We start from the raw sequence: 22,465 nt of genomic DNA on the forward strand, positions 1-22,465 counted from the left end.
AGCCGCTTTATATTACTTATTCAACATTTCCAACAGCTGAGATGACCTCAGTAAGCAGATTTGCAGGGAGCTGCTCATATCTTACGAAATCAAAGGTAAAGCTTCCCATGCCTCTTGTGGTCTGACGGAGATACATTGCGAAGTCGTGCATCTCACGCATAGGTACCTCTGCAAGTATCTGAGTGATACCGTTTCCAACAGGCTCCATACCGAGAACTCTGCCTCTGCGCTTGTTGAGCTCGCCCATAATATCACCTGTATTTTCATCGGGAGCAATTACTTTAAGCTCGCCGATAGGCTCAAGCATAACAGGATCAGCCTGTCTGAGGCCTTCCTTGTATGCGATAGAAGCGGCAGTCTTGAATGCCATTTCCGATGAGTCTACAGGGTGATAGGAACCGTCCACAAGTATAGCCTTCAGTCCGACTACAGGGCAGCCTGCCAGAACGCCCTTCTTGACGCTCTCCTCAAGTCCCTTCTGAACTGCCGGGAAGTAATTCTTCGGAACAGCGCCTCCGAATATCTTCTCCTCAAATACGAGAGTATCGCTTACGCAGGGCTCGAACTCAATCCATACATCACCGAACTGTCCGTGACCGCCTGACTGCTTCTTGTGACGTCCCTGAACCTTAACCTTCTTACGGATAGTCTCCTTGTAAGCGATCTTAGGAACTGTCAGGTTCACCTCAACGCCGAACTTCGTCTTGAGCTTTGCAGCTGCAACTTCGATATGCTGCTCACCGAGACCGCTGAGTATCTGTTCCTTAGTTGTCTCGTCCTGCTCATATGTGAGAGTAGGATCCTCCTCGATAAGACGCTGCATACTTGCAGATATTTTAGCCTCATCGCCCTGTGCCTTAGCCTTTACAGCCATTGAGTAGCATGGTCTCGGGAATTCCATTTTACCGAACTCCAGAACTCTTGAAGCATCCGAGAGAGTATCACCTGTATTAGCGGAAATTTTGGAAGCAACAACAATATCGCCTGCCATAGCAGCAGATACCTCGGTCTGCTTCTTGCCGCAGAGCGAATAGAGCTTGCCTATCTTTTCAGCTGTGCCTGTAGTAGAGTTGATAACGTCACTGTTAGCAGAAAGCTTGCCTGACATAACTCTTATAAATGACATCTTGCCTACGAAAGGATCGGCAACTGTCTTGAAAACGAAAGCTGAAAGCGGATCACCCACCTCGCACTTTACCTCTGTAACGTCCTGTGTGGTAGTATAAGCCTCAGCTGCGAATACCTCATTAGGTGACGGGAGAAGCAGCTCTATCTCCTTGAGAAGCATATCAATACCGCCAAGATCAGCAGCAGATGTGCACACCACAGGAGTAATGATACCTCTGTTCATACCGTCGTGTATACCGTCGATGAGCTCCTTCTGAGTGAAAGCCTCACCCTCGAAGAACTTCTCCATAAGCTCCTCAGAGGTCTCTGCAACAGCCTCTGAAACAGCAGCAACGAGACCGTCGATACGGTATTCAAACTTCTCTGAAATCTCAGCTGTAGGCATCTCTGTCTCAACAGGATTGCCCTTTGCGTCATATTTATAGCACTTCATCTCAATGAGATTTACGTACTCAACTATCTGACCGTTGCTTACAACAGGAACGACTACAGGGCATACTGTAGGACCGAAAACTGTCTTGAGCTCAGTAAGCACATTGAAGAAATTAGCGTCCTTATCGTCTATCTTTGTGACAACGAACATCTTTGACTTGCCCTGCTTTACAGCTTCCTCATAAGCCTTTTTTGCACCTACCTTAACACCCGACTTGGCAGAAACGGTTATCATAACGGTATCAGAAGCTCTGATACCCTCTATCATTTCAGCGGCAAAGTCAAACAGACCGGGTGTGTCAAGCAGATTAACTTTAAGATCGTTATATTCAAAGGAAGCAAGAGAAGTACCGATAGAAATCTGTCTCTTGATCTCTTCAGGATCGTAATCGCAAACTGTTGTGCCGTCAGCAGTCTTTCCAAGACGGTCGGAAGCTCCGGCCTTATAGAGTATTGCTTCTGCAAGAGAAGTTTTTCCCGAACCGTTATGGCCTGCAAATGCTATGTTTTTCACCTTGTTTACATCATATTCTTTCATGACAAAGTATCTCCTCTTAAATGGTTTATCCGTCTGATATTCACGGCATACAAATATTATAATTCATTAATAAAAAAATTGCAATACTAACATAAAATTTTCTACATTTTATAATATGCGTTCAATACTTTGTTGTGCATTTTTTACAAAAAGCCCTTCTCCGCATTTACTAAATAGCTTAACTTTCCCCAATGCGCAGAAAACCGTGAAATATACCGCTGCCCAGATGATCCCGAAAAACAGCATAATACCGGGCTTTTCGAGATCAAGCCCTAAAAGGCTCACCGCTGCTTCCGCAGCCCACATCGTTACAAATGCCAGTATTACGGGAAGTATCAATGTTCCACAAAGTGCCCGCCGAGCCTTTGCTGCTTTCGTTACCTTTACGAAACGCATACAGTTGCCGAAGATATTGCTTGCATAATAAGACACCACTATGCCGTAAAAGCCGATTTTCGGCACAAGAATGAGGACGGCGGCTATCCTTATGACATATTCCGCAAGATAATTCATAGAAGAAAAGCTTTGAAGCCCCAGTCCTTTTACTATGGCTTCGAGAACGATTTCCATATAGATAAACGGCACCACAGGAGCTATTATTGTTATCATTGTCCCTGCCAGCTCTCCCCCTCCGAGAAGCTCCCCTATCTGTCGCCCGAACCGCATGAGTACAGCCGCTGCAAATACCGAAAACACCAGCGTCCAGAACTTGATACGCTCTGTAAGACTTTTTATGCGCTGTCTGTTTTTTGCAGCCTTTGCACGGGCAGCCTCGCTGACTATTATTCCCGACATTGAACATAATACTACCGACGGAAAAAACAGCGTAGGTATGACTATCGCCTCAAAAACTCCGAATTTTCCAAGCGCAGCTCCTGCTGTGTCCCCATACTGCCGTAGACATACAGGTATCAGCGCATCATTTGTACTGCTGAGAACAGCCGTCAGAACACTACCGCCCATTATAGGAAATGAAAATGAAGCGTACTGCCGAAAGCTGATAGAGCAGCACCCGTTTCTCTTTTCCCTGCACTTGAGATATGAAGCGGCAAGAAACAGCAAAGAGACCGTATTTCCGGCTATTATGCCCCATATCATTATACCGCACACCATATCCTCTGTGCAGCTTCCAACAGCATAGGTCGCAGAAACAATGACCGTACACCTCGTAATAAATTCTGCAATATCACCAGCTGCAGTGACTGCCACCCTGCGAGCGGCATTAAAATAACCCTTCAAACAGGCTGCTACTGCACCCGTAACAAGTGCAAGGGGCATAAGACGCAGGGCTGCGGTCATGTGAGCACCGCTGAAGAAACGACGGCTTATAGGTTCAGCAAGTAATATGACCACCGCCGATACAGCGGCGCTCAGCATCAGACAGAGTCTTACGCCATAGCTTAGTATTCGGGCAGGATCACCGCACTTTTTGCCGAATTCCTCTGAAATAAGACGGCTTGTGCAGAGAAAGGCATTGCCGTTTGAAAGTATCCCTGCAAGTCCCAGAAAAGAGCCCATAAGGCTAAGTATGCCTATAGCTGAAGTTCCAAGCTGTTTATTTATGAACACATTGAGCAGCAGTGCTGCGGAGTCGAGAAACAGCTGCATTACGGTTAGCAGCAGTGTATCGCGGACTACCTTACTTTTTATCATCGCAGTTCCTCCGTTTTTTCTACATTTTATGGGATAAAAGCTGCGAAAATGACAAAACGGACAGCAAAAAGCTGCCCGTTAAAAATCTACAAATATATGTATCATGATTTGTTCAGGTATACAAAGTTCAAAAAAAGTTTTCTGAAATTAAACGTATTTGCATTGAAAAAAGTGCATTTTCGGCGTATATATGAAAGGCTTTATCTCTTTTTATAGAGAAGTAGCTCAGGCTCCGTGCCGTCCTTTTCATATGCAGCCGCCATAAGGAAGTTCTCATTTGCAAGCACACCGAAGCATCTGCCGTTCTCACCTTCAAGCTGAGTACCGAGGTATGTAGCATTGTCGTCCAGAAGCTTCACAGCACAGCCGCTCGGCATAGGATAGGCAAGATTGACATAGCTGCCAACCAGCGCATTGAGCTTTTCCACCTTTGGCATACCATTGATATTCAAAGCGTTGAACTCGTCAATGAGCTGCTTTTTGAAGCTCTCGAATTTACCGCCGTCCTCAAGCTCCCTGTGATTTTTCCAGTAGTCAAGCTGAGGCAGTCTCTCCTTCATATAAGCACGTGCCTGATCCTCGGTGAAGCCCTCGCCTGCCATATGCTTTACGCATACGTCAATGAGGTCATCCATATTATGATAGGTGTACTGACCGCCTGCATAGCACCATTTGCAGTAGTCATCATTGAACGAGCCATCACTTTCCCTGCTTATGGAAGCGTCTTCAAGAGGCATACCACAGCACTGGCAGTACAGCTCTCGCGGCGAGCCTAAAATTGTATTTATTGACACTCCGAAAATCCCCGACAGCAGCTTCAAGGTCTCTGTATTGGGCACAGTTTCGCCTGTTTCCCAGCGTGACACAGCCTGACGTGTAACAAAGACCTTTTCGGCAAGCTCCTCCTGTGACAATCCGTGTTTGTTTCTGAGTTCAAGAATAATATTTTTAGTTTCCATATGATCACCTCTGAGGATATTATACCACAGCCTGTAAAAAAAGCAAGCAACTGTCTGTTGCTAAACAGAAAGGCGCACAATGTGCGCCTATAAACTACTTTTTAAGAAGCCTGTCCAGCATTACCTGACGGCATTCCTTTTCAAGGGTATCATCAAACTTTTCAAGAGCGATATGCTCACTCTCTCCCCTGTTGATGCAGTACTCTATCATATAGTCCGAAATCTCCGGATTTTTTGACAGGCATGGACCGTGCAGATAAGTGGCAATGACATTCTTCTCGCAATAGCCCTCAGACTCACTTTTTGAGCAGTTTCCGTTACCGAAAAGCACCTTTCCAAAGGGTGATTTTACTCCCTGAGTCTGACCGCCGTGATTCTCAAAGCCCACGACCTTAACAGGCTTCCCCGTGAGCTCAGTCTCGACAACGATATTGCCGATACAGCGCTTTCTGCGGCTGTTAGGCGCAACTGTGAAATAGTCGAACAATCCAAGTCCCTTGATGTCGTTTCCGTCAGCATCGCGGTAGTACTTGCCCATGAGCTGATAGCCTCCGCATATAAGAAACAGGAACGTTCCGCTCTTATAGGCTTTGACTATGCCGTCCCTGCATTTCAGCAGGTCGGCAGAAATATGCTGCTGCTCAAGGTCAGCTCCGCCGCCGATGTAGATAAGGTCATAGGAGCTGAAATCAGGCATTTCCGAATCAATGGAATACTTGTCTATATGACAGTCTATGCCGCGCTTCTTACAGCGGAATGAAAGCACCTCCATATTGCCGCTGTCGCCGTAGAGGTCAAGCATATCGGCGTACATATGAAGTATTTTTACAGTTTTCATTTGTTACCTCCATGCTTTGAGATATAGCGCTTCAGTGCGCTTCTTGTGGGCTGTACAGCCGTGTAATTTGCGATAATGAACTTTCTTCCCTCTGTACTTGCCAGCTCCTCAACAGCTTTGTCAAGGTCAGGGCGCACAACGATCCTGTCGGGATCGTAGCCTGCTGTCTTTATGCGGACAGCAATATCATAGGCTCTTGTACCGGATGTGACCACTCTTGTTACGCGCTCGAAGATACTGAAATTTATATCATATATCCACGATACATCAAGACCGTCGGCGATGTTGTCATTGAGCACGAAAAGGAGCTCCTTTTCGCCCTGCATCTCGTTCATTACACGGAGCGTCATATTTGCGCCCACAGGATTCTTCGCAAGATTCAGCGTAGCCTTGCTCCTGCCGAGCATGAAGTTCTCCATACGACCGTTTTTCACGGTGTAGCTGTTGATAACACCGTCAGTTATGCTCTGTTCAATGCTGTACAGCTTTGCTGCTGCTGCAACAGCCGTCATATTATATACGTTGTAAATGCTGTTGAGCTTTGGCGAATAGGTATGCCCGTCAGCTGTGAACACAGGCTTTTCAAGGTCAATATCCTTAGCTGTGATATACGGCTGATAATCGCCGAAGCCGCATTTTTTACAGATAAACTTTCCGATGTGTGAGTACTGATAATACTCATACTCTAAAGGCTCACCGCAGAACGGACAGAACCTGCCCTCAGAGGCTTCAAATATTTTCTTTGTTGCAAAAGCATAAGGCTCTGCATGGAAGTACTTCACGTTCTTGTTTTTTGGGTTAGCCCTGCCCAGACGAGCAGTATTCGGATCGTCGCCGTTGAGTATAAGATTGCCCTCAAAGGACTTGCAGAAGCCGTTTATCTTCTGGATAAGAGTTTCCATTTCGCCGTTTCTGTCAAGCTGGTCACGAAAGAAGTTAAGCACCACAAGGGTATCCAGTCTGAGCTGTGAATAAACTACCGGCACGTGTGATTCATCTGTTTCAAGAATAAGGTAATCAGCCTTGACCTTTCCCGACATATCACAGTATTTCAGCAGCATAGAGCATATACCCGTATCGAGATTGTTGCCTTCTCTATTGATGATTATCTTCTTGCCGCTGCGCTCAAAAAGCTGTGCAATACAGTTGGTCACTGAGGTCTTTCCGTTTGTACCAGTTACAGCTATTATTGGGCAGTCCACCCTGAACATTGACACCGCCTTGTGCCGTGACAAATGCCACAGCACGATTCCCGGCAGATTTCCTGCATTGCGGTGCATAAGCTGTAAAAGCTTAACAATTATCTTTCCTATTAATATCAAAAGTCGTTTCAATTTAATTCTCCATTGCTTCAATTTCCTGTGTAGGACACTCTTCCGTCCTCGGAGAAGCCTACCCAGCCGCGGTTTTTAGCCGCTTTAATGCCAAGTGATACTGACGTTTCCAGTGAAGGTGTTATCCTTGTGAAGCCGAAGAGATGTGCCACCTCGCGAAGCAGGTCCTCACGTGCCATAGCCACCTGACGGGACATTATCTCTCTGATGCCAACAGCAATCTCCTCGGGAGCAACATCGTCAATATCACGTTTTTCGTCGTTCTTATAAACTGTACGGCACCTGTCATATTCTTCGGGCTTCTGTGAGCTGAGCCATACATACTCATTTTCTCCTGCCTGAGTTACCTTAGCCTCTGACTTCTCAAAAGCACTGTCAAAAAGTGCCTTCATATTGCTGCCGGGACGTGATATACCCCAGCATGAGAATGTCTTTTTAGCAAGGACTTTCCTGTTCATAGGTGCCTCAGCCGCCAGAATATCATTGATACACTTGGTTATCTTTGCAGAAGCTGCTTCTGTGAAGTTCTCGGAGCTGCCCAGCGCCTTTATCTTGAAGGACCTGAACTCGTCGAAGCTCTCGGCAAAGCTGCTGACCTCCTCGGTCTCGAAAACTATTTCCTGCTTCTTCTTTTCCTCGGTCTTCGGAGCTTCCTGCGGATTACGATACCGCTCAACGGCTGAATCTATCTCAACCTTTATCTTGCCGAGAACCTTTTCCTTGTTATCAAGCCAGTCGATGATATAAACGCTCATAACGTTCCAGCCAAGTCCCTTCAGTACACTCGGCTGTGACAGAGTTCTGTCGCTTGCGGTGCCATTGTGGAAGTTTGCCTCGTTTCCGCAGTTTATACCCATGATATAGCTGTCAGGCTTATCGGGATTTACTACAGCAACATCTATTTTGTAGTCTGAACAGCCCACGCTGCACTTGCAGTCATAGCCCAGCTTTTTCAGCTCCGCAGCCACAACTGTCTCAAAGCCCTCAGAGCCGCTGCTTGTACCTGCCCTTACAGGGAGAGCCTTTCTGCCCTTTGCCGCATATTCAAGGAAGCCCTTTAACCCTTCAACACCGTCGGAGCGTGTACGCGAAAGGTCTATCATTTCGGGAGTGATAACAGAGAAAACTATCATCTGACACTTTGAACGTGATATAGCAACATTGAGTCTCCTCCAGCCGCCGTCACGGTTGAGAGGACCAAAGTTCATAGAGACCTTTCCCTCCTTGTCGGGACCGTAGCCGATAGAGAACATGATGACGTCACGCTCATCACCCTGTACATTTTCAAGATTCTTGATAAGGATGGGCTCATACATCTCGTTGGCGTATTCCTCAAGCTTAGGATCTTCGCGGTAAGCGTCCATAAGCAGATCGTCGATAAGATTCTGCTGAGGAAGGCTGAATGTTACAACGCCAATACTGAGCTTTCTCAGCTTCTCATCTCTCAGTCTGCGGCATATCTCAGCCACGACTGCCTGTGCTTCGGCTTTATTTGTACGTGTAGAGCTCTTGTCATAGTAGCCCTCAACGTGTACCCAGCTTACCTCCGATACCTGATCGTCGGGAGACGGGAAGGTATAAAGCTTATTTTCATAATACTTTGAGTTGCTGTATGCGATAAGGCTCTCATGACGTGAACGATAATGCCAGAGCAGGTGCTTCTGAGGCATAGACAGTGCCAGACAATCGTCCAGAACGCTTTCAAGGTCTTCCTTCTCATAGTTTTCCTCGTCCACCTGATTTGAAGCAAAGAAGCTTGTAGGCGGAAGCTGCTTTGGATCGCCCACAACTATAACATTCTCACCTCTTGCGATAGCTCCTACAGCCTCACAGGTAGGGAGCTGTGACGCCTCATCAAATATAACAAGGTCGAATTTAGGATAAGACGGATCAATATACTGAGCCACAGAAATAGGGCTCATGAGCATTACAGGGCATATTCTGCGCAGAAGATTTGGTATGCTGTCAAAAAGCTTGCGAATGGACATCATTCGTCCGCCCGACTTTATTGCCTTTTGCAGTATACCTATCTCAGAGCTGTTTGCAGAGCTTCCGGGAGCCGGTATCTTAGCCGACAGCTCAGCGGCAAGCTCCTTGATAGAAAGTGTAGAGAAATTATCAAGCACCTCGCCGAATTTTCTGATAGTTTCATCAAAGAGCGTTCCCTGAAACCTTGAAAGCACACTGCTGCGAGAGATAGTACTTGTTACCATTGCCTTGCTGATATCACAGTCAAAGGCAGGTATAAGCTGCTCTGTGGGAACTTCTCCGTTCATGTATGCCTCGGCAACATTGCCGATACCAAGCTCTCTGAGCCTGCTGCAGATAGTGACAATACCTGTCCACTCCTTGAGCATAGGCAGCTCGTCGATAATTGCATCGGTCTTCTGCTGTGCGTCACTGCCCCAGCTCTCGCCTGTGATGAGCTTGTCAGTGTTGATACCAAATTCTTCGCGGAGCTGTGAAGCTGCGTTTTCAAGAGCCGCATAATCTGCTGTCAGCTTCGTTGTATCAACGTTTACGCCTGTAGTCAGACTTGAACAGAGCTTCTGTTTTATCTCGGGAGAGAATGTTGAAGCCGCAACTTTTTCGCCAAGCTCCGAGGAACGTGCAGCTATGCTCTCAACAGCGTTCCAGTCGGTATTTTCATCAAGTCTGAGATTACCGAAATACTTCAATAACTCAGGCTGAGCAGAAGTCACCTGTGATCTGAGAGCATTGAAATTATTTATCTTGTCATAATACTCAGTGATATTTGACTTTGTAACAGCCGAAGAAACCTTAGCATGAGCTGCAAGCTCCTTTACAAGCTTTTTGCTGCCAATGCTCTTAGCAAGGAACCACTTGCCCTGTGCAGTTTTCCACCTTACAAGAGCGTCCTGAGCATTATAGGCAAGTACTGAGGGCTCGAACTTTTCAAGGAGCTCGTTCTTCACCTGCATAAGCTCCCTGCCTGTAGCAATAAGCGCCTGAGCAGGCTCCTTGAAGCCGTTCCAGCGGCTGTCTGTTATCATATCGGGGAGAAGCTGCTCACCCTTTGCAGAAGCAGTCATTATTTCTGCCGCCAGTCTGCATTCCTCGAAGGTCATCTCGCTGCTGCCTGTGAATGACGCTATCTGCGGTGTATCGCTCTGTGCATCAGTGAGGGCGGTTTTTAGCTGACGGAGCTTTGACTCCATAGCTCCCCTTGTTTCGGGAGTACACTCTGTAAGCTCACATACTCCGAGAGCTGTAGTTGTAACGTCACCGAATTCACGCCCTGCCGCAGCAAGGCTCTCAAGTGTCTCACGCCATGCAGAATAAGAGGTCTCGCTCATAGCGTCGAGCTGCTCATTGGTAAATGTGAATTTTCCGCCGAAGCTGCTGTTTTTCTCGTATCTTACAGCCGCGTCATACATAGAGCAGCCGAAATTGCGCTTCTTATGTATCTCCTCCATAGTGCCGTTGAGTTCTTTTCGCATTTCCGCTATCTTGTCAGCCTGAGCCTTGTACTCCGCAGGCTTCTTGATACGTCCCACATTGAGAGTTTCCTCAAGCTGACTGAGCACGGCTCGCTTCTGTGCCTTATTTGAGTGGAGCTCAATGCAGAACGGTCCCAGACCGACCTTGTTGAGACGCTTCTCAACAACAGAAAGAGCTGCCATTTTCTCAGCGACAAAGAGCACGGATTTTCCCTGATAAAGAGCGCTTGCGATCATATTCGTTATAGTCTGTGACTTACCGCTTCCGGGAGGTCCGTGAAGCACGAAGCTCTTGCCCTGTGAGGCTGCATATACCGCCGCAAGCTGCGATGAATCCGCACTGAGAGGTACAACAAGATCGGTAGGCGCAACATTATTATCAAGATCAAGTGGAGATATGTAGAGGTCGTCCCCCGCCCATTCGGTCTTGCCGGATATAAGGCTTGCAACGACTTTATTCTTTGCAAGCTCATCGGCACGGTTGCGGATATCGTTCCACATGATGAAGCGGTTGAAGGAGAACTGCCCTATAAAGGCATAATCCGCTATATCCCAGCGGGGCTGAGAGAGTATGCCCTGTCTTACCGTGTTGAAAATAAGCTGTAGGTTCACGCCGTTCTCGTCCTCGGGAACAGGATCAAGTCCCTTTATGTCGATGCCGTAGGTCTGACGGATATACTCCAGCATGGTGATATTCACCTGTGTGTCCTCGTCGCGCATACGGATAACATAGGATTTCTCCTGTACCTTGCGGATAATGTCTATCGGGATAAGTACCAGCGGTGCATAACGAGGCTTGTCGCTCTTTTCGGTCTCGAACCACTTTAAAAAGCCAAGTGCAAGATATATGGTATTTACGCCGTTTTCCTCAATACTCACCTTTGCCTGTCTGTGCAGCTTCTTCATAGTCTTTTCAAGGTCTGTTTCAGATAAAAAGGTGCGCAGACGATGACTTTTAAACTCTGACTCGGATATATTGGTAATGATGTCACGGTCGTTTTCAATCTCGAATATCTTACTGTCTGATACCTGCAAGGTCATATCATTGGGCATGGGCATTACCTTGAAGTCCTCGCCTTTGGAAATCTCGTCCTCTAATACACCTAAATCACTTGTCATGAGCTGAACGCTCATTGCAGTTGCACGGAAATTCAGCAGACTGTTTCGCAGACTGAGGTCAAGGAGCTTTCTCTCCCAAATCAGCTGCTTTGTCACCTCTCTGCCATCTCCGCTGACAACGCCCTGCTGAGCTATCTCATTGGGTGCAGAGGTTATCTCTGACTTTTTCCTTTCACCGTAATCCTCAGCCTTGAAGGTCCCGTTTTCCGAAATCTTTGAGGGCACGGGCCGTATACCGCTGGAACGGGTACGGCTAATATCCACTGCAAAATAGAACTTCGACTCGTCATCAAGTGCAGATAAAGCGTGACCTTCAGCGCAGTCAAAGTCGGTATTCTTTCCTGCGGTAAAGTCGGTGCACTCCACAAGGCTTATAGCGTCGATACCGTGTGCGGCTCTCTTTGTAACTGCGGACATATCGTATTGGAGGCAGTCCGAGAAGGTCTCCTCCTCCAGCCAGCAGCCTGCAAAAGCGTGACCATGTATCATTATGATGAGGGGGTTAAGTCCCACAGCCTCAAGGCAGGAGACGTACAGCACCGCAAGGTCAAGGCAGGTTCCCTGCTTTGATTCAAGAACTGCGTCAGGCATACGGATACGCTGAGCCTGTTCAAAACTTGCAGGCGGCATAGCGTAGGCGATGTTCTGCTCCTGTAAAGCCGCATAAACTGCGCCCATCTGCTGCTTGACTATATTTGGATTTCTTGTCTGATAGCCTGTAAATGAAGGATCGCCGCACCATTTCTGCAAATATTTCCCTGCCGCTGACACTATCTCCTGAACCTTCGGGTGATTAGGCGAAACAAAGGCAGCAACAGTCTCAGGCATGAAGTTAATTCCAGACCACTGATCGTATGCAAGAAGCTCGATAGTACGTGTCTCCTCGGCAATGACCCCGCCGCCCTGCAAAGCCTCAATAGTAACACTGCCCACAAGCTTTTCCGTAAGGCTGAAAAGATAGTCGGCATTTATGATTATATTTATCGGAGCTGTTTCAACAGGCTGTGACGGTTTAAGATCAACAGGCGCTGATTCAAAGGTCTTTGCGAACTCGGGTTCAAACCTTATCCTCAGCTTTACGCTTGTCAGTTCCTCGTCAGTATTGTTTGTCATGACGATATTTCTGAAAACAGGGACATAATTCTGCTGCATTGCGAAGTTTATCTGAGCGGCTATATTGCCGCTGAATGTGATCTTGTTCTCCATACGATCCTCCATTCTGCCCTCGGCGAAAAAATATACATATTTAATGTGATGCGCAAATTTCTGAATTTATTAAAGATTTTGCGCTCCCCGAACGCAGTTCGGAGCAATAACTGCCTTTAGGCGGTTATTGAGATTACATTATTAATAATACCACATTTTGCTTTTTTTTACAATATTTAAGGCGAAAAAAATCAACAAAAAAGCTCCCTAATGGGAGCTGAAAGATCATTTTACTGTTAAATTGATATTATGACCGCCGTTTTCGGTAAAGCTTCTGCCGTCTGCGGTAAATACACCGTCAAAGTCGATGAACTTTTTCTCGTCTGGCTCGACCATCCACTCATCGCCCTTAAAGCTAACTGCAACTCTGCCATCGGGAGCGATATTTGTTACCTGTCCCTTGCTGATAAAACTGCACTTTTTTCCTGTCTGCGGCTCGTACTCGAATACTGCCTGTATATCACCGTGATCGCCGATATCCTCAATTGTGAAGCTTATTGAGTTTTCCCCTGTTTCTGGAGTATAAGTGCCGTTGTAATCGCCGATAAGGAAGTCAAGTTCTGCACCTGCTGACTTTTTAAGATCGACCTCATATTTATCAGAGGTGACAGTGCCGTTTTTGGTGTCAAAATATGCCGTAAAATCAACGATGTCGTATGTCACGGAGGACTTTTCCCACTCTGAGCCGGTAAACTCAACTTCAATGACATCCTTTTTTTCAGACTTTTTGACAGTTCCCTCAATAAGATAACTGCCTGCCTGTACTCCCGGATTCGAAGGATCCTCATGGAATGAGAAAAGTGCCTGTATATCGCCGTCATCGTCTGTTCCGAATACTGAAAGATCAAGAGCAGTAAGTCCATTAGCTGCCTCATAAGTTCCCGAATAGGTATTCACAAGCTCGGGATACTCCTTCTTTGCAGCTGTTGTTGCCTCTGTAGTGGGCTGAGTAGTGGAGGTCGTTGTGACTTCTGTAGTTGTCTCTGTTGTTGCGTCAAAAGGAATATAATCATCGGTATTGTTATCGGTACAGGCAGCTGTAAAGGCAAGCCCAATAGCTGCTGCACACATAACAGCCGAAATCGTCTTTTTTATCATCAGTGCTCACCTCACTGCTTATGTACAATGACTCCGCCGGTCTTGTAAATACTGTCTGAGGGTATAACACCTCTTACGCAGCTTGTAGGATAGATATTTGAATTTCTTCCGATGATAGTACCAGGGTTGAGAACGCTGTTGCAGCCTACCTCTACGAAATCGCCCAACATTGCGCCTATCTTCTTGATGCCTGTCTCTATCTTTTCATCGCCGGACTTTACCACAACATTGGTCTTGTCTGACTTTACATTTGAGGTTATTGAGCCTGCACCCATGTGTGACTTGTAGCCAAGTATACTGTCGCCTACATAGTTATAGTGTGGAGTCTGCACGTTATCGAAGAGTATAACGTTCTTGAGCTCGACAGAGTTGCCCACAACGCAGTTCTCGCCTACAAGTGCGCTTCCTCTGATAAATGCACCGTGGCGTACCTCTGTATTAGCTCCGATAATGCAGGGAGCTCCGAGGTATGCTGTGGGGAATACCTTTGCAGTTTTATGTACCCACACGTTTTCGGAGGGGTTATCATACTCATCCTTGCTGAGTGACTTGCCCAGTGTGATTATAAACTCACTGATACCCTTGAGAGCCTCCCACGGATATGTGAACTTAGTGAGATAATTCTTTGCAGCAGTATGAGAAAGGTCATAAAGCTGATTTATTTTTACATTTTCCATTTTTCCTGACTCCTAATTCAAAAAATATATACAGATATAATTATTATACTACCTGCATCTATAAAAGTCAATATCACAGGCTGCTTTTTCAGCCGTTTTTTCGTTTGCGCTTTACAACTATGGAAAAATATGGTAAAATATATTTATGCCATTTTACGGCTGATTTATTGCTCCGCCAATTATGCTTTACCGGAAAGGCGAAAGCAGGAAGAAAATTTTTCAAGGAAGGAAAACGCAGGAATGCTGTGGCATTTCATGTTTTTCTGACGCCGAGATATTTCCTTTATGCCGAATATTGGCTGGCAAGGTTTAGTTGACGGAGCAATATTATGAAACACCGCGTCAAACAGGAAGTGTTGACTATGAAAGATAAAATTATCGGTCTGCTGAAAAGTCCTGTGCTTGCTATGCTTTTATTCCTGTCAGTTATTCTTACCTTTTCCCTCACTTCCTCATTCGGACAGAATGAGAACTCGGAAACAGCAGGAGCATTTGCAGTTGCCGCTGTCGATGCGGCTGCGGACATTGTCAACGATGAGCTGACCACCTGTCCCGTTACTGCCTGCACAACGACTTCCACGACCACTACAGTAACTACAGCAATTACAACAACAACTTCGCCATATGAGGTGCTGCAGCCCGACCGCTATGCAGGGACCTCTCCCAACAGTGCGTTTTATCAGGAAAGGCTTGCAGTTGCAGGAGATTCTCTTGCACTTGGATTCTGCTATTACGGCTTTGTACCTAAAATGCACAGTATCGCAGGGGATTCAGTATCCATGTGGAATCTGGACTACTTTACCTTCGACCACGGAAACGGGGAGCTCGGGCTGGTGGACTCCATAACCGAGGTACGCCCGAGACTGCTTTATATCTCAGTGGGAATGAACGACATAAACATGAATAATCCCGAAAATTATGTGAAGCGCTACCGCGAGGTCATCGACGAGATAATAAGGCGTATGCCGGAGATAAATATCGTGGTCGCAGCTATAACTCCTGTGTGCTCTTACTGCACTGTTGTGAAAAACAGCATTATCCGCGAATATAATACGGCTCTTGAAAAAATGGTAAAGGATATAGACTCGGAACAGGTCATCTATTTTGACGCATATTCCGTTGTCTCTGACAAGGAGCAGAATCTCCGTGAGGATTACACCTCGGGTGACGGTATGCATATCTATATCCCCTGCTACAATGATATTCTGACCGCCCTTTTTGATTTTCTTGATACTACGGAACTCAAAAAACGACTTGACGGATAAAATAAAGCCTGAGAAGAACTTGCTTCTCAGGCTTTTTATCATGTATTTTTATCTACCTCGTGGAACTTCTTGAGATTGCCTATCTTCTCGTTTCTCTCATCGAGAACTCTCTCGACCTCAGACCAGTCAAGTCCCTGATTTGCGCAGAGCACCATTACATGGTAAAGCAGGTCATTTATCTCGTTCATAAGCTCGTCGTTGTCGCCGTTCTTGGCTGCGATAACTGTTTCGGTAGCCTCCTCGCCTACCTTCTTGCATATCTTGTCCACGCCCTTTTCAAAGAGATAGCAGGTATAAGAATTCTCAGCAGCTGTGCCGTTCTCGAACTGCTTCTTTCTCTCCTTGATAACTTCAAAAATTTCCTGATAAACTGTCATTATTCATTCTCCTCATTATTATATATTTCGTTGAAAAAGCAGCTGTAGCTTCCTGTGTGACAGGCAACTCCCGTCTGCTCAACATTTACAAGCAGTGTGTCGTTGTCGCAGTCTCCGTATATGGATACGACCTTCTGTAAATGACCGCTTGTTGCGCCCTTGTTCCAGTACTCCTGACGAGAGCGGCTCCAGAACCATGTATAGCCTGTTTCGAGAGTCTTTTTAAGGCTCTCCTTGTTCATATATGCAAGCATAAGAACAGTTTTTGTATTGACCTCATAGCATATCGCAGGGATAAGCTCTCCCTTTACGAAAAATTTGTCAAGGTCGTTCAAGTCTATCTTTATCATTGTTTTTACCTTTCGTTTCAATAATCTATCCACCACTCGGGAGTTATATCGCCGAGCTTTATGACCTTGTCCTTGCTGTAATCGAGCATTATCTCGATATCCTTATAGCTTTCAGGCATAAGCTGCACCATAAGCTCACGGCAGGCTCCGCATGGAGCGCCCTTGCCTTCAAAGGGTGGTATGCAAAGCACCTTGTCTATCTCGTTTTCGCCATTAGTTATCATGCTGAATATGGCATTTCTCTCAGCGCATATACCAAGTGAGGAACAGGTATCAATACATACTCCCGTATATATTTTCCCCGATTTGCTCAGCACAGCTGCCGAGACCTCGCCTGCTGTAACATATTCGGATATGCGGCGCGGCGCAAGAACAGCTTTTGCAGCTGCATACATCTCCTGCCATATCTTGTCCATGGTTCATTGCTCCTCCTTTTCGACAGGTTTACCGTTTTCGTCAAAATTTGCGCGGAGCTTCATCATAACTGTGGTCATGGAGCAGCTCATCATAAGCACGATCACAACAGCAGCAGCAAGCGCAACTATGGCTGCTTTTTTTTCGCTTGTGATAAAGGCTGCATTCACCGCGAGAGTTGTCAGCACTATACCCGCAATACCTGCTCTTATCCAGTACTTACCGCAGGTCTTGTTGGCGTATTCCCAAGTGTCCCTGCTCTTTTTGGCACTTCCTGTAAGCACTCCCATTTTCATTTCCGTATCCTCGGGAGCACGGAATTTCATATAATAGCCGCCAAAAATAGCTGCCGCTGAAAAAATAATGTCCAATATCAGAAAAAACCAAAGCATAGCTCTCACCTCACGTACAAAGCTTATCTGACTATTACGCCCTTACCGCGGCAGTAGTCCTTAACCTCGCCGACTGTCAGCTCCTTGAAGTGGAATAATGAAGCTGCAAGTGCCGCTGTTGCTCCTGTTTTCTCAAAAACCTCATAGAAGTCGTTTATCTTTCCTGCTCCGCCGCTGGCGATAACAGGTATGGAGCAGTTGTCACATACAGCCTTCAGCATAGGAATGTCAAATCCCTCCTTAGTGCCGTCTGCGTCTATTGAGTTCAGGCATATCTCGCCTGCACCCAGCTTTTCAATAGTGTGGACCCAGTCGATAAGGTCTATGCCCATGTCCTTGCGTCCGCCGTTGATATATACTGTCCACTTGTTATCGGCTAACTTCTTTGCGTCGATGCCTACGCAGATACACTGACTGCCGAAAATGTCCGCACCGTCCTTAATAAGCTGAGGGTTCTGTACAGCCTGTGAGTTTACCGAGACCTTGTCTGCACCTGCTCTGAGAGCCTCGCGGATATCGTCAACGGTCTTGATACCGCCGCCTACTGTAAGAGGTACGAATACCTTTTTCGCTGTGTCTCTTACAACGTCGAGGAATACTCCGCGCCCCTCAAATGAAGCCGTAATGTCATAGAAAACTATCTCATCGGCGCCCTGCTTGTTGTACTCCTCTGCGCACTCAACCGGGTCGCCTACATCGCGGACTCCCTCAAAATTTACGCCCTTTACTACCTTGCCGTTTCTTACGTCAAGACAAGGGATTATTCTCTTTGCAAGCATTATTTCACTTCCTTTTATCCGTTCTTAGCTTTTTTGTACATTTTAATAGATGAATACACCATTACAGGCAGAGATATGAGAATGATCACACCTAAAATACGCTTTACCCAGTCATTCATCTCAATGCCGGCTAACCTCATTAATATGATAATAACTGAGCATATACTGCCTGACAATAATGATATTATCCATGGTTTTGTAGGTTTTACATCATTCATATTACTTCTCCGCATATTCAACGGCTTCTCTCAGATTGAGAGTGCCTTTATAAATCGACTTTCCGCAGATAGTACCGTACAGTCCCATTTCCTTGCAGGCGATGATGTCGTCCATAGTGTGGACTCCGCCGCTTGCAACGATATTTGCTCTGCCCTCTGTAGCGTCAGCAAGCTTTTTCAGCTGCTCGCAGTTTACGCCCGAGAGAGTGCCGTCCTTAGATATATCGGTGAAAATGAAGTACTTAACGCCTGATTCTATCATCTTATCCGCAAGGTCGATGTAGTGTACGTCAGAGCTTTCGAGCCAGCCCTCTGTAGCCACCATTTCGTTCACAGCGTCTATCCCTACGACTATTTTCTCACTGCCGAATTTCTCGACAGCTTCGCAGACAAGCTTTGGGTTTTTAAGAGCAACAGAGCCGAGAATAACTCTTGTGATACCCATATCAAGGTACTCCTGAATGGTCTGTATACTGCGGATCCCGCCGCCAAGCTCTACTTTTAGATTTGTCTTTTCGGCAACGTCTGTATATATCTTAGTGTTGACAGGTCTGCCCTCTTTTGCACCGTCAAGGTCTACCATATGTATCCACTGAGCGCCTGCTGCCTCAAAGCTCCTTGCGGTTTCGAGATAGTCGGAGGCTACCTTTTCAACTGTGGAAAAGTCGCCCTTGAACAAGCGCACACAATTTCCGTCCTTTATATCTATTGCAGGTAAAATTATCATTATTATTCTCCTTTTGCCTTGATAAGCCCGAGAAGAGACTCAAGATTTTTCTTGTCTGTCCAGTCGACCTTTTTGTCCTTGACCTCCAGCATTGGGCGGTCGTAATCTTTAAGCTCTGCCTGATCCTTCTTTTCAAGCATTTTGATGTAAAGCTTCATCATCGCTTTGTCGGGAAAGCTGAGATCGTCCATATTCCATGAACCGCGATAGTAAAACAAAGGTATGTCTGAGAGCTCGCCGCTGAGGTTCTTGTTTTTCAGTATCCCAATTACCTCATCGCTGTAGGGAGCAAGTCCGCAGCAGTAAACGAATATTCTCTTGCCCTTCAGTGCTGTGATATTCTTTTTCAAGAACGCTATTCCTGCTATAGATGAGGCATAAATACCGCCGCCGAGGATTATTGTATCGTATTTTTCGACCTCTTTTATATCAGCTTTCTTTGTATCTATTACCTTAAAGCCTGTCTCCTGCGAGAGCCACTGTGCATACCTTGCAGAGGATCCGTATTTGGAACGACAGAGTATTATTCCATTCATTTTCTTACCTCATTAGTTTATTTCTTATTACTTCTGCGTACTCTGACGGAAGTCCGACAGCTTCAAAATAGTTCTCAACGCTGCCGAAGCGCTCTGTGAAAAGGTCAATAAAGCCGTTCATGCTCCTTTCGTTTGCGAGTACGATATTTCTGTCTACCTGCGGGTGGGCTGCCAGAAAAGCTTCAAGCCTTTTGTGATTGTACTCACGGCTGACCACATAATTGCTGACTATATCCTCTCTGTCAGCGCCGCAAAGCATTAGTACTATTGCACTTACAACACCTGTTCTGTCCTTGCCTGCTGTGCAGTGAAAAAGAACTCCGCCCATTGCTTCTGCCATCGTTTTCATAACATTCGGCATATTCTCCGCAAGAGCTATATCCATATATGAACGCGGAACAGCTTCAAGGCTTTCGGGCACTCCGCTGCCCTCTGTTATGGGGAAATGATGATACTCAAATCCAGCAATACCTGCAAGTCCGTTTGGAGATTTCTGCACTTCACTATCTGTGCGCATATCTATTATTGTAGTGATATGAGCCGAAAGAAGCTTATCAATATCCTCCTCAGACGGAACAGATGTAACATCACTGCGCCAGAATACGCTGTTCTTCGTAGTTCTTCCGTCAGATGTCTTTATCCCTCCAAGCTCTCGGGTATTGTATGAACATGAAAGCAGGCTCTTATATGTCATATAAGCTCTCCGAAGCTGCGAAGTATCTTCAGACCTGTTTCGCCGCTCTTTTCAGGGTGAAACTGTGCTCCGTAAACGTACTTTCCGTCGTAAACAAGAGCAGGGACACATCCGCCGTACTCAACATATGCGGCAATATTCTTATCCGCGCAGTGTGCCTTGTAGGAGTGAACGAAGTAAACGTACTCATTATCGCCAACATTTGCAAGGAGCGGACAGTCATTGAGCTTTTCAAGCTTGTTCCAGCCCATGTGAGGGATTATAAGCTCAGGCTCTTCCATTTTGCGGACGCTGCCGCCGATAAGTCCGAGACCGTCACACTCCTCAAACTCATAGCCCTTGTCGAATATGAGCTGCATACCGAGACAGATGCCGAGAAACGGCTTTCTTGCGGCTTCTTCCTTGATAGTGTCCACAAGTCCTGTAGCTTCAAGCTTTTTCATAGCCGCAGGAAATGCACCGACACCGGGAAGTATCACCGCGTCAGCTGCCTTTACCGACTCCTTGTCGCTGACAAGTCTGCTTTCAAGTCCGAGATAGTCAAGAGCATTCTTTACGCTGAAAATATTTCCTGCGCCGTAGTCGATTATTGCGATCATCAGAGAACTCCTTTCGTGGAGAGAGTTGAGCCGTCCTTATTCTCGGTAACGGCTGTTTTCAGAGCGTGAGCAACCGCCTTATACACAGCCTCTGCCTTGTGGTGGTCGTTGCTGCCGTAAAGCAGGTTGATGTGCAGTGTCATGCCCGAATTAAAAGCAAAAGCACGGAAAAACTCCTCTGTCATGCAGAGATCATAGCCGCCGCAGCTCTGATTTGTAAATTCACAGTTGAATACAAGAAACGGTCTGTTGCTCAGGTCAAGACTTGCCATTGCAAGTGACTCGTCCATAGGGATATATGCAGTGCCATAGCGGACTATACCCGACTTTGCGCCGAGAGCCTGTCCCAGTGCCTGTCCCAGAGCGATACCTGTGTCTTCAATGGTGTGGTGACAGTCAACGTGGAGGTCGCCCTTTACCTTAACGGACATACTTATTCCGCTGTGTACCGACAGAGCAGTCAGCATATGGTCGAAAAAGCCTATGCTTGTATCTATATCAGCCTTTCCCTTTTCGTCAAGAGAAACTGATACCTTTATCTGAGTTTCCTTTGTAACTCTTTCTATTTCAGCCTTGCGCATTGCAGCCGCCTCCTTTATTTTCTGAAGTAGTTTTCAAGCACTTCCATAAAACGTGCATTCTCCTCAGCACTTCCCGATGTGATACGGATCGCGCCATTGATTTTTCTTATTGCAATGGAATTATCAAGCATGAACTGATATATCTTCTCAGCCTCATCAGTTTTTATGAACACAAAGTTAGTGCAGGTATCGTATACCTTTTCAAAGCAGCTGTATTTCTCGTTGAGAGCCGTAATATCGCTGTGGAGCTTCTTTGTGTTTGCGATGATAGCGGCGCGGCAGTCTGCAAGGTACTGCTTCTCGCTGAGTATATCCGCAACTATGGTCTGCGCTACACTGTCGTTGTTATACGGAGATTTAGCTGCACGTATAGCATTGGTTATGGTCTTGTTTGCAACTGCGAAGCCGAATCTTACAGCTGCCATACCGATAGCCTTTGAGCAGGTCTTTAAGATAATGAGATTGCTGTAATTATTGACCTCGTCAAGAATTGACTGATCCCAGAAATCCATATATGCTTCATCAAGGATAATGAGTACATCTTCAAGAGACTCTATTATCTTTCTTACAGCAGCTCTGTCAAGACCGAGTGATGTTGGGTTACAGGGATTTGAGAAAATAAGTCCCTTTGCGCCTTTTTCCTTGCAGAAGGCAATGAGCTTGTCAGGATCAATTGTCAGATCTGCTTCCTTCTGGTAGGTCTCAACATTTACCTCGTAAAGCTGTGCGTAGAACTGATACATTGAAAAATCGTAGGATACATTCACCACTGTGTCCCCTGCCTCAAAAAAGCAGCCCTCAATAATGCTGATAAGCTCATCTGAGCCGTTTCCCGCGCTGATAAGCTCCTCAGGAACGTTATAAAGCTCTGAAAATGCCTTTATGGGAGCCTTTGCAAGACAGTCGGGATAGCGGTTGAAATCTATCTGGGAAATGCTTTTTGCTATCTTTGACTTTAAGCTGTCATTAAGATTGAAGAAGCTCTCGTTAGCGTCAAGTCTTATGTCGTAGTGTCCCGTGATAGGATCATAGGGCACTAAGTTTACCAGCTTTTTATTCAGTTTGTAACTCATAATTTATCCTTTCCAAA

General features: G+C 46.2%; 21 protein-coding genes. 1 reads left to right on the plus strand and 20 read right to left on the minus strand.

Features of this window, described 5'->3' with window-relative positions:
• Positions 1-16 precede the first annotated feature (16 nt).
• The 8 genes from fusA to K5677_RS06390 form a co-directional block, all read right to left on the minus strand.
• The gene (gene fusA, locus K5677_RS06355) at positions 17-2,098 is read right to left on the minus strand and encodes an elongation factor G (protein ID WP_296725944.1); all 2,082 of its coding nucleotides are present in this window, start codon (positions 2,096-2,098) and stop codon (positions 17-19) included.
• Between the two features lie 108 nt (positions 2,099-2,206).
• A complete protein-coding gene (locus K5677_RS06360; RefSeq protein ID WP_296725947.1) occupies positions 2,207-3,751 on the minus strand; it encodes an oligosaccharide flippase family protein in 1,545 nt (514 codons plus the stop codon).
• Between the two features lie 200 nt (positions 3,752-3,951).
• Positions 3,952-4,710, minus strand: coding sequence for a zinc ribbon domain-containing protein (locus K5677_RS06365; RefSeq protein WP_296725949.1), 759 nt, complete (start codon positions 4,708-4,710; stop codon positions 3,952-3,954).
• A 94-nt stretch (positions 4,711-4,804) separates the two neighbouring features.
• Positions 4,805-5,548 (minus strand): glutamine amidotransferase, encoded by a 744-nt coding sequence (locus tag K5677_RS06370; RefSeq protein WP_296725950.1) that lies wholly within the window; start codon positions 5,546-5,548, stop codon positions 4,805-4,807.
• Positions 5,545-6,882 carry a MurT ligase domain-containing protein gene (locus K5677_RS06375; RefSeq protein WP_296725951.1) on the minus strand — a complete coding sequence of 446 codons (1,338 nt, stop codon included), beginning with the start codon at positions 6,880-6,882 and terminating at the stop codon, positions 5,545-5,547. Before K5677_RS06375 ends, K5677_RS06370 begins: the two co-directional genes overlap by 4 nt.
• A 17-nt stretch (positions 6,883-6,899) precedes the next feature.
• Positions 6,900-12,668, minus strand: coding sequence for a DUF3320 domain-containing protein (locus tag K5677_RS06380; RefSeq protein ID WP_296725953.1), 5,769 nt, complete (start codon positions 12,666-12,668; stop codon positions 6,900-6,902).
• Between the two features lie 225 nt (positions 12,669-12,893).
• Positions 12,894-13,766 (minus strand): hypothetical protein, encoded by an 873-nt coding sequence (locus K5677_RS06385; RefSeq protein ID WP_296725955.1) that lies wholly within the window; start codon positions 13,764-13,766, stop codon positions 12,894-12,896.
• A gap of 11 nt (positions 13,767-13,777) precedes the next feature.
• Positions 13,778-14,443 carry a UDP-N-acetylglucosamine pyrophosphorylase gene (locus K5677_RS06390; protein WP_296725958.1) on the minus strand — a complete coding sequence of 222 codons (666 nt, stop codon included), beginning with the start codon at positions 14,441-14,443 and terminating at the stop codon, positions 13,778-13,780.
• 362 nt (positions 14,444-14,805) lie between these two features.
• Between K5677_RS06390 and K5677_RS06395 the strand changes: the two genes are divergently transcribed.
• A complete protein-coding gene (locus K5677_RS06395) occupies positions 14,806-15,708 on the plus strand; it encodes an SGNH/GDSL hydrolase family protein (protein ID WP_296725960.1) in 903 nt (300 codons plus the stop codon).
• Positions 15,709-15,746: 38 nt separating this feature from the next.
• Here K5677_RS06395 and hisE read toward each other — a convergent pair whose 3' ends face one another.
• Genes hisE through K5677_RS06455 form a run of 12 tightly spaced genes read right to left on the minus strand, consistent with a single transcriptional unit; the run spans position 15,747 to position 22,448 of the window.
• Entirely contained in the window at positions 15,747-16,085 is a 339-nt protein-coding gene (hisE, locus tag K5677_RS06400) for a phosphoribosyl-ATP diphosphatase (RefSeq protein WP_294410645.1), read from the minus strand.
• Entirely contained in the window at positions 16,085-16,435 is a 351-nt protein-coding gene (hisI, locus tag K5677_RS06405; protein ID WP_072951279.1) for a phosphoribosyl-AMP cyclohydrolase, read from the minus strand. Before hisI ends, hisE begins: the two co-directional genes overlap by 1 nt.
• Positions 16,436-16,452: 17 nt before the next feature.
• Complete coding sequence (locus K5677_RS06410) at positions 16,453-16,851, minus strand: cytidine deaminase (RefSeq protein WP_296725963.1); 399 nt, start codon at positions 16,849-16,851, stop codon at positions 16,453-16,455.
• Between the two features lie 3 nt (positions 16,852-16,854).
• On the minus strand, positions 16,855-17,241 hold the full coding sequence (locus K5677_RS06415; protein ID WP_296725965.1) for an SdpI family protein: 387 nt from the start codon (positions 17,239-17,241) through the stop codon (positions 16,855-16,857).
• A 23-nt stretch (positions 17,242-17,264) separates the two neighbouring features.
• Complete coding sequence (gene hisF / locus K5677_RS06420; protein ID WP_296725968.1) at positions 17,265-18,020, minus strand: imidazole glycerol phosphate synthase subunit HisF; 756 nt, start codon at positions 18,018-18,020, stop codon at positions 17,265-17,267.
• Positions 18,021-18,034: 14 nt separating this feature from the next.
• Positions 18,035-18,238 (minus strand): hypothetical protein, encoded by a 204-nt coding sequence (locus tag K5677_RS06425; RefSeq protein ID WP_296725971.1) that lies wholly within the window; start codon positions 18,236-18,238, stop codon positions 18,035-18,037.
• A 1-nt stretch (position 18,239) separates the two neighbouring features.
• Positions 18,240-18,965 (minus strand): 1-(5-phosphoribosyl)-5-[(5-phosphoribosylamino)methylideneamino]imidazole-4-carboxamide isomerase, encoded by a 726-nt coding sequence (hisA, locus tag K5677_RS06430; protein ID WP_296725974.1) that lies wholly within the window; start codon positions 18,963-18,965, stop codon positions 18,240-18,242.
• A 2-nt stretch (positions 18,966-18,967) separates the two neighbouring features.
• Positions 18,968-19,501, minus strand: a complete 534-nt coding sequence (locus K5677_RS06435; protein WP_296725975.1) for a flavodoxin domain-containing protein — start codon at positions 19,499-19,501, stop codon at positions 18,968-18,970.
• Between the two features lie 4 nt (positions 19,502-19,505).
• Positions 19,506-20,195, minus strand: a complete 690-nt coding sequence (locus K5677_RS06440; protein ID WP_296725978.1) for a tyrosine-protein phosphatase — start codon at positions 20,193-20,195, stop codon at positions 19,506-19,508.
• Positions 20,192-20,794 carry an imidazole glycerol phosphate synthase subunit HisH gene (hisH, locus tag K5677_RS06445; RefSeq protein ID WP_296725980.1) on the minus strand — a complete coding sequence of 201 codons (603 nt, stop codon included), beginning with the start codon at positions 20,792-20,794 and terminating at the stop codon, positions 20,192-20,194. The genes K5677_RS06440 and hisH overlap by 4 nt, the downstream gene beginning before the upstream one ends.
• Positions 20,794-21,375 (minus strand): imidazoleglycerol-phosphate dehydratase HisB, encoded by a 582-nt coding sequence (gene hisB / locus K5677_RS06450; RefSeq protein ID WP_296725982.1) that lies wholly within the window; start codon positions 21,373-21,375, stop codon positions 20,794-20,796. The genes hisH and hisB overlap by 1 nt, the downstream gene beginning before the upstream one ends.
• Positions 21,376-21,389: 14 nt before the next feature.
• Positions 21,390-22,448: a histidinol-phosphate transaminase gene (locus tag K5677_RS06455; protein ID WP_296725985.1), complete on the minus strand. Its 1,059-nt coding sequence runs from the start codon at positions 22,446-22,448 to the stop codon at positions 21,390-21,392.
• Between the last annotated feature and the right edge of the window lie 17 nt (positions 22,449-22,465).

Source organism: Ruminococcus sp., assembly GCF_024684275.1.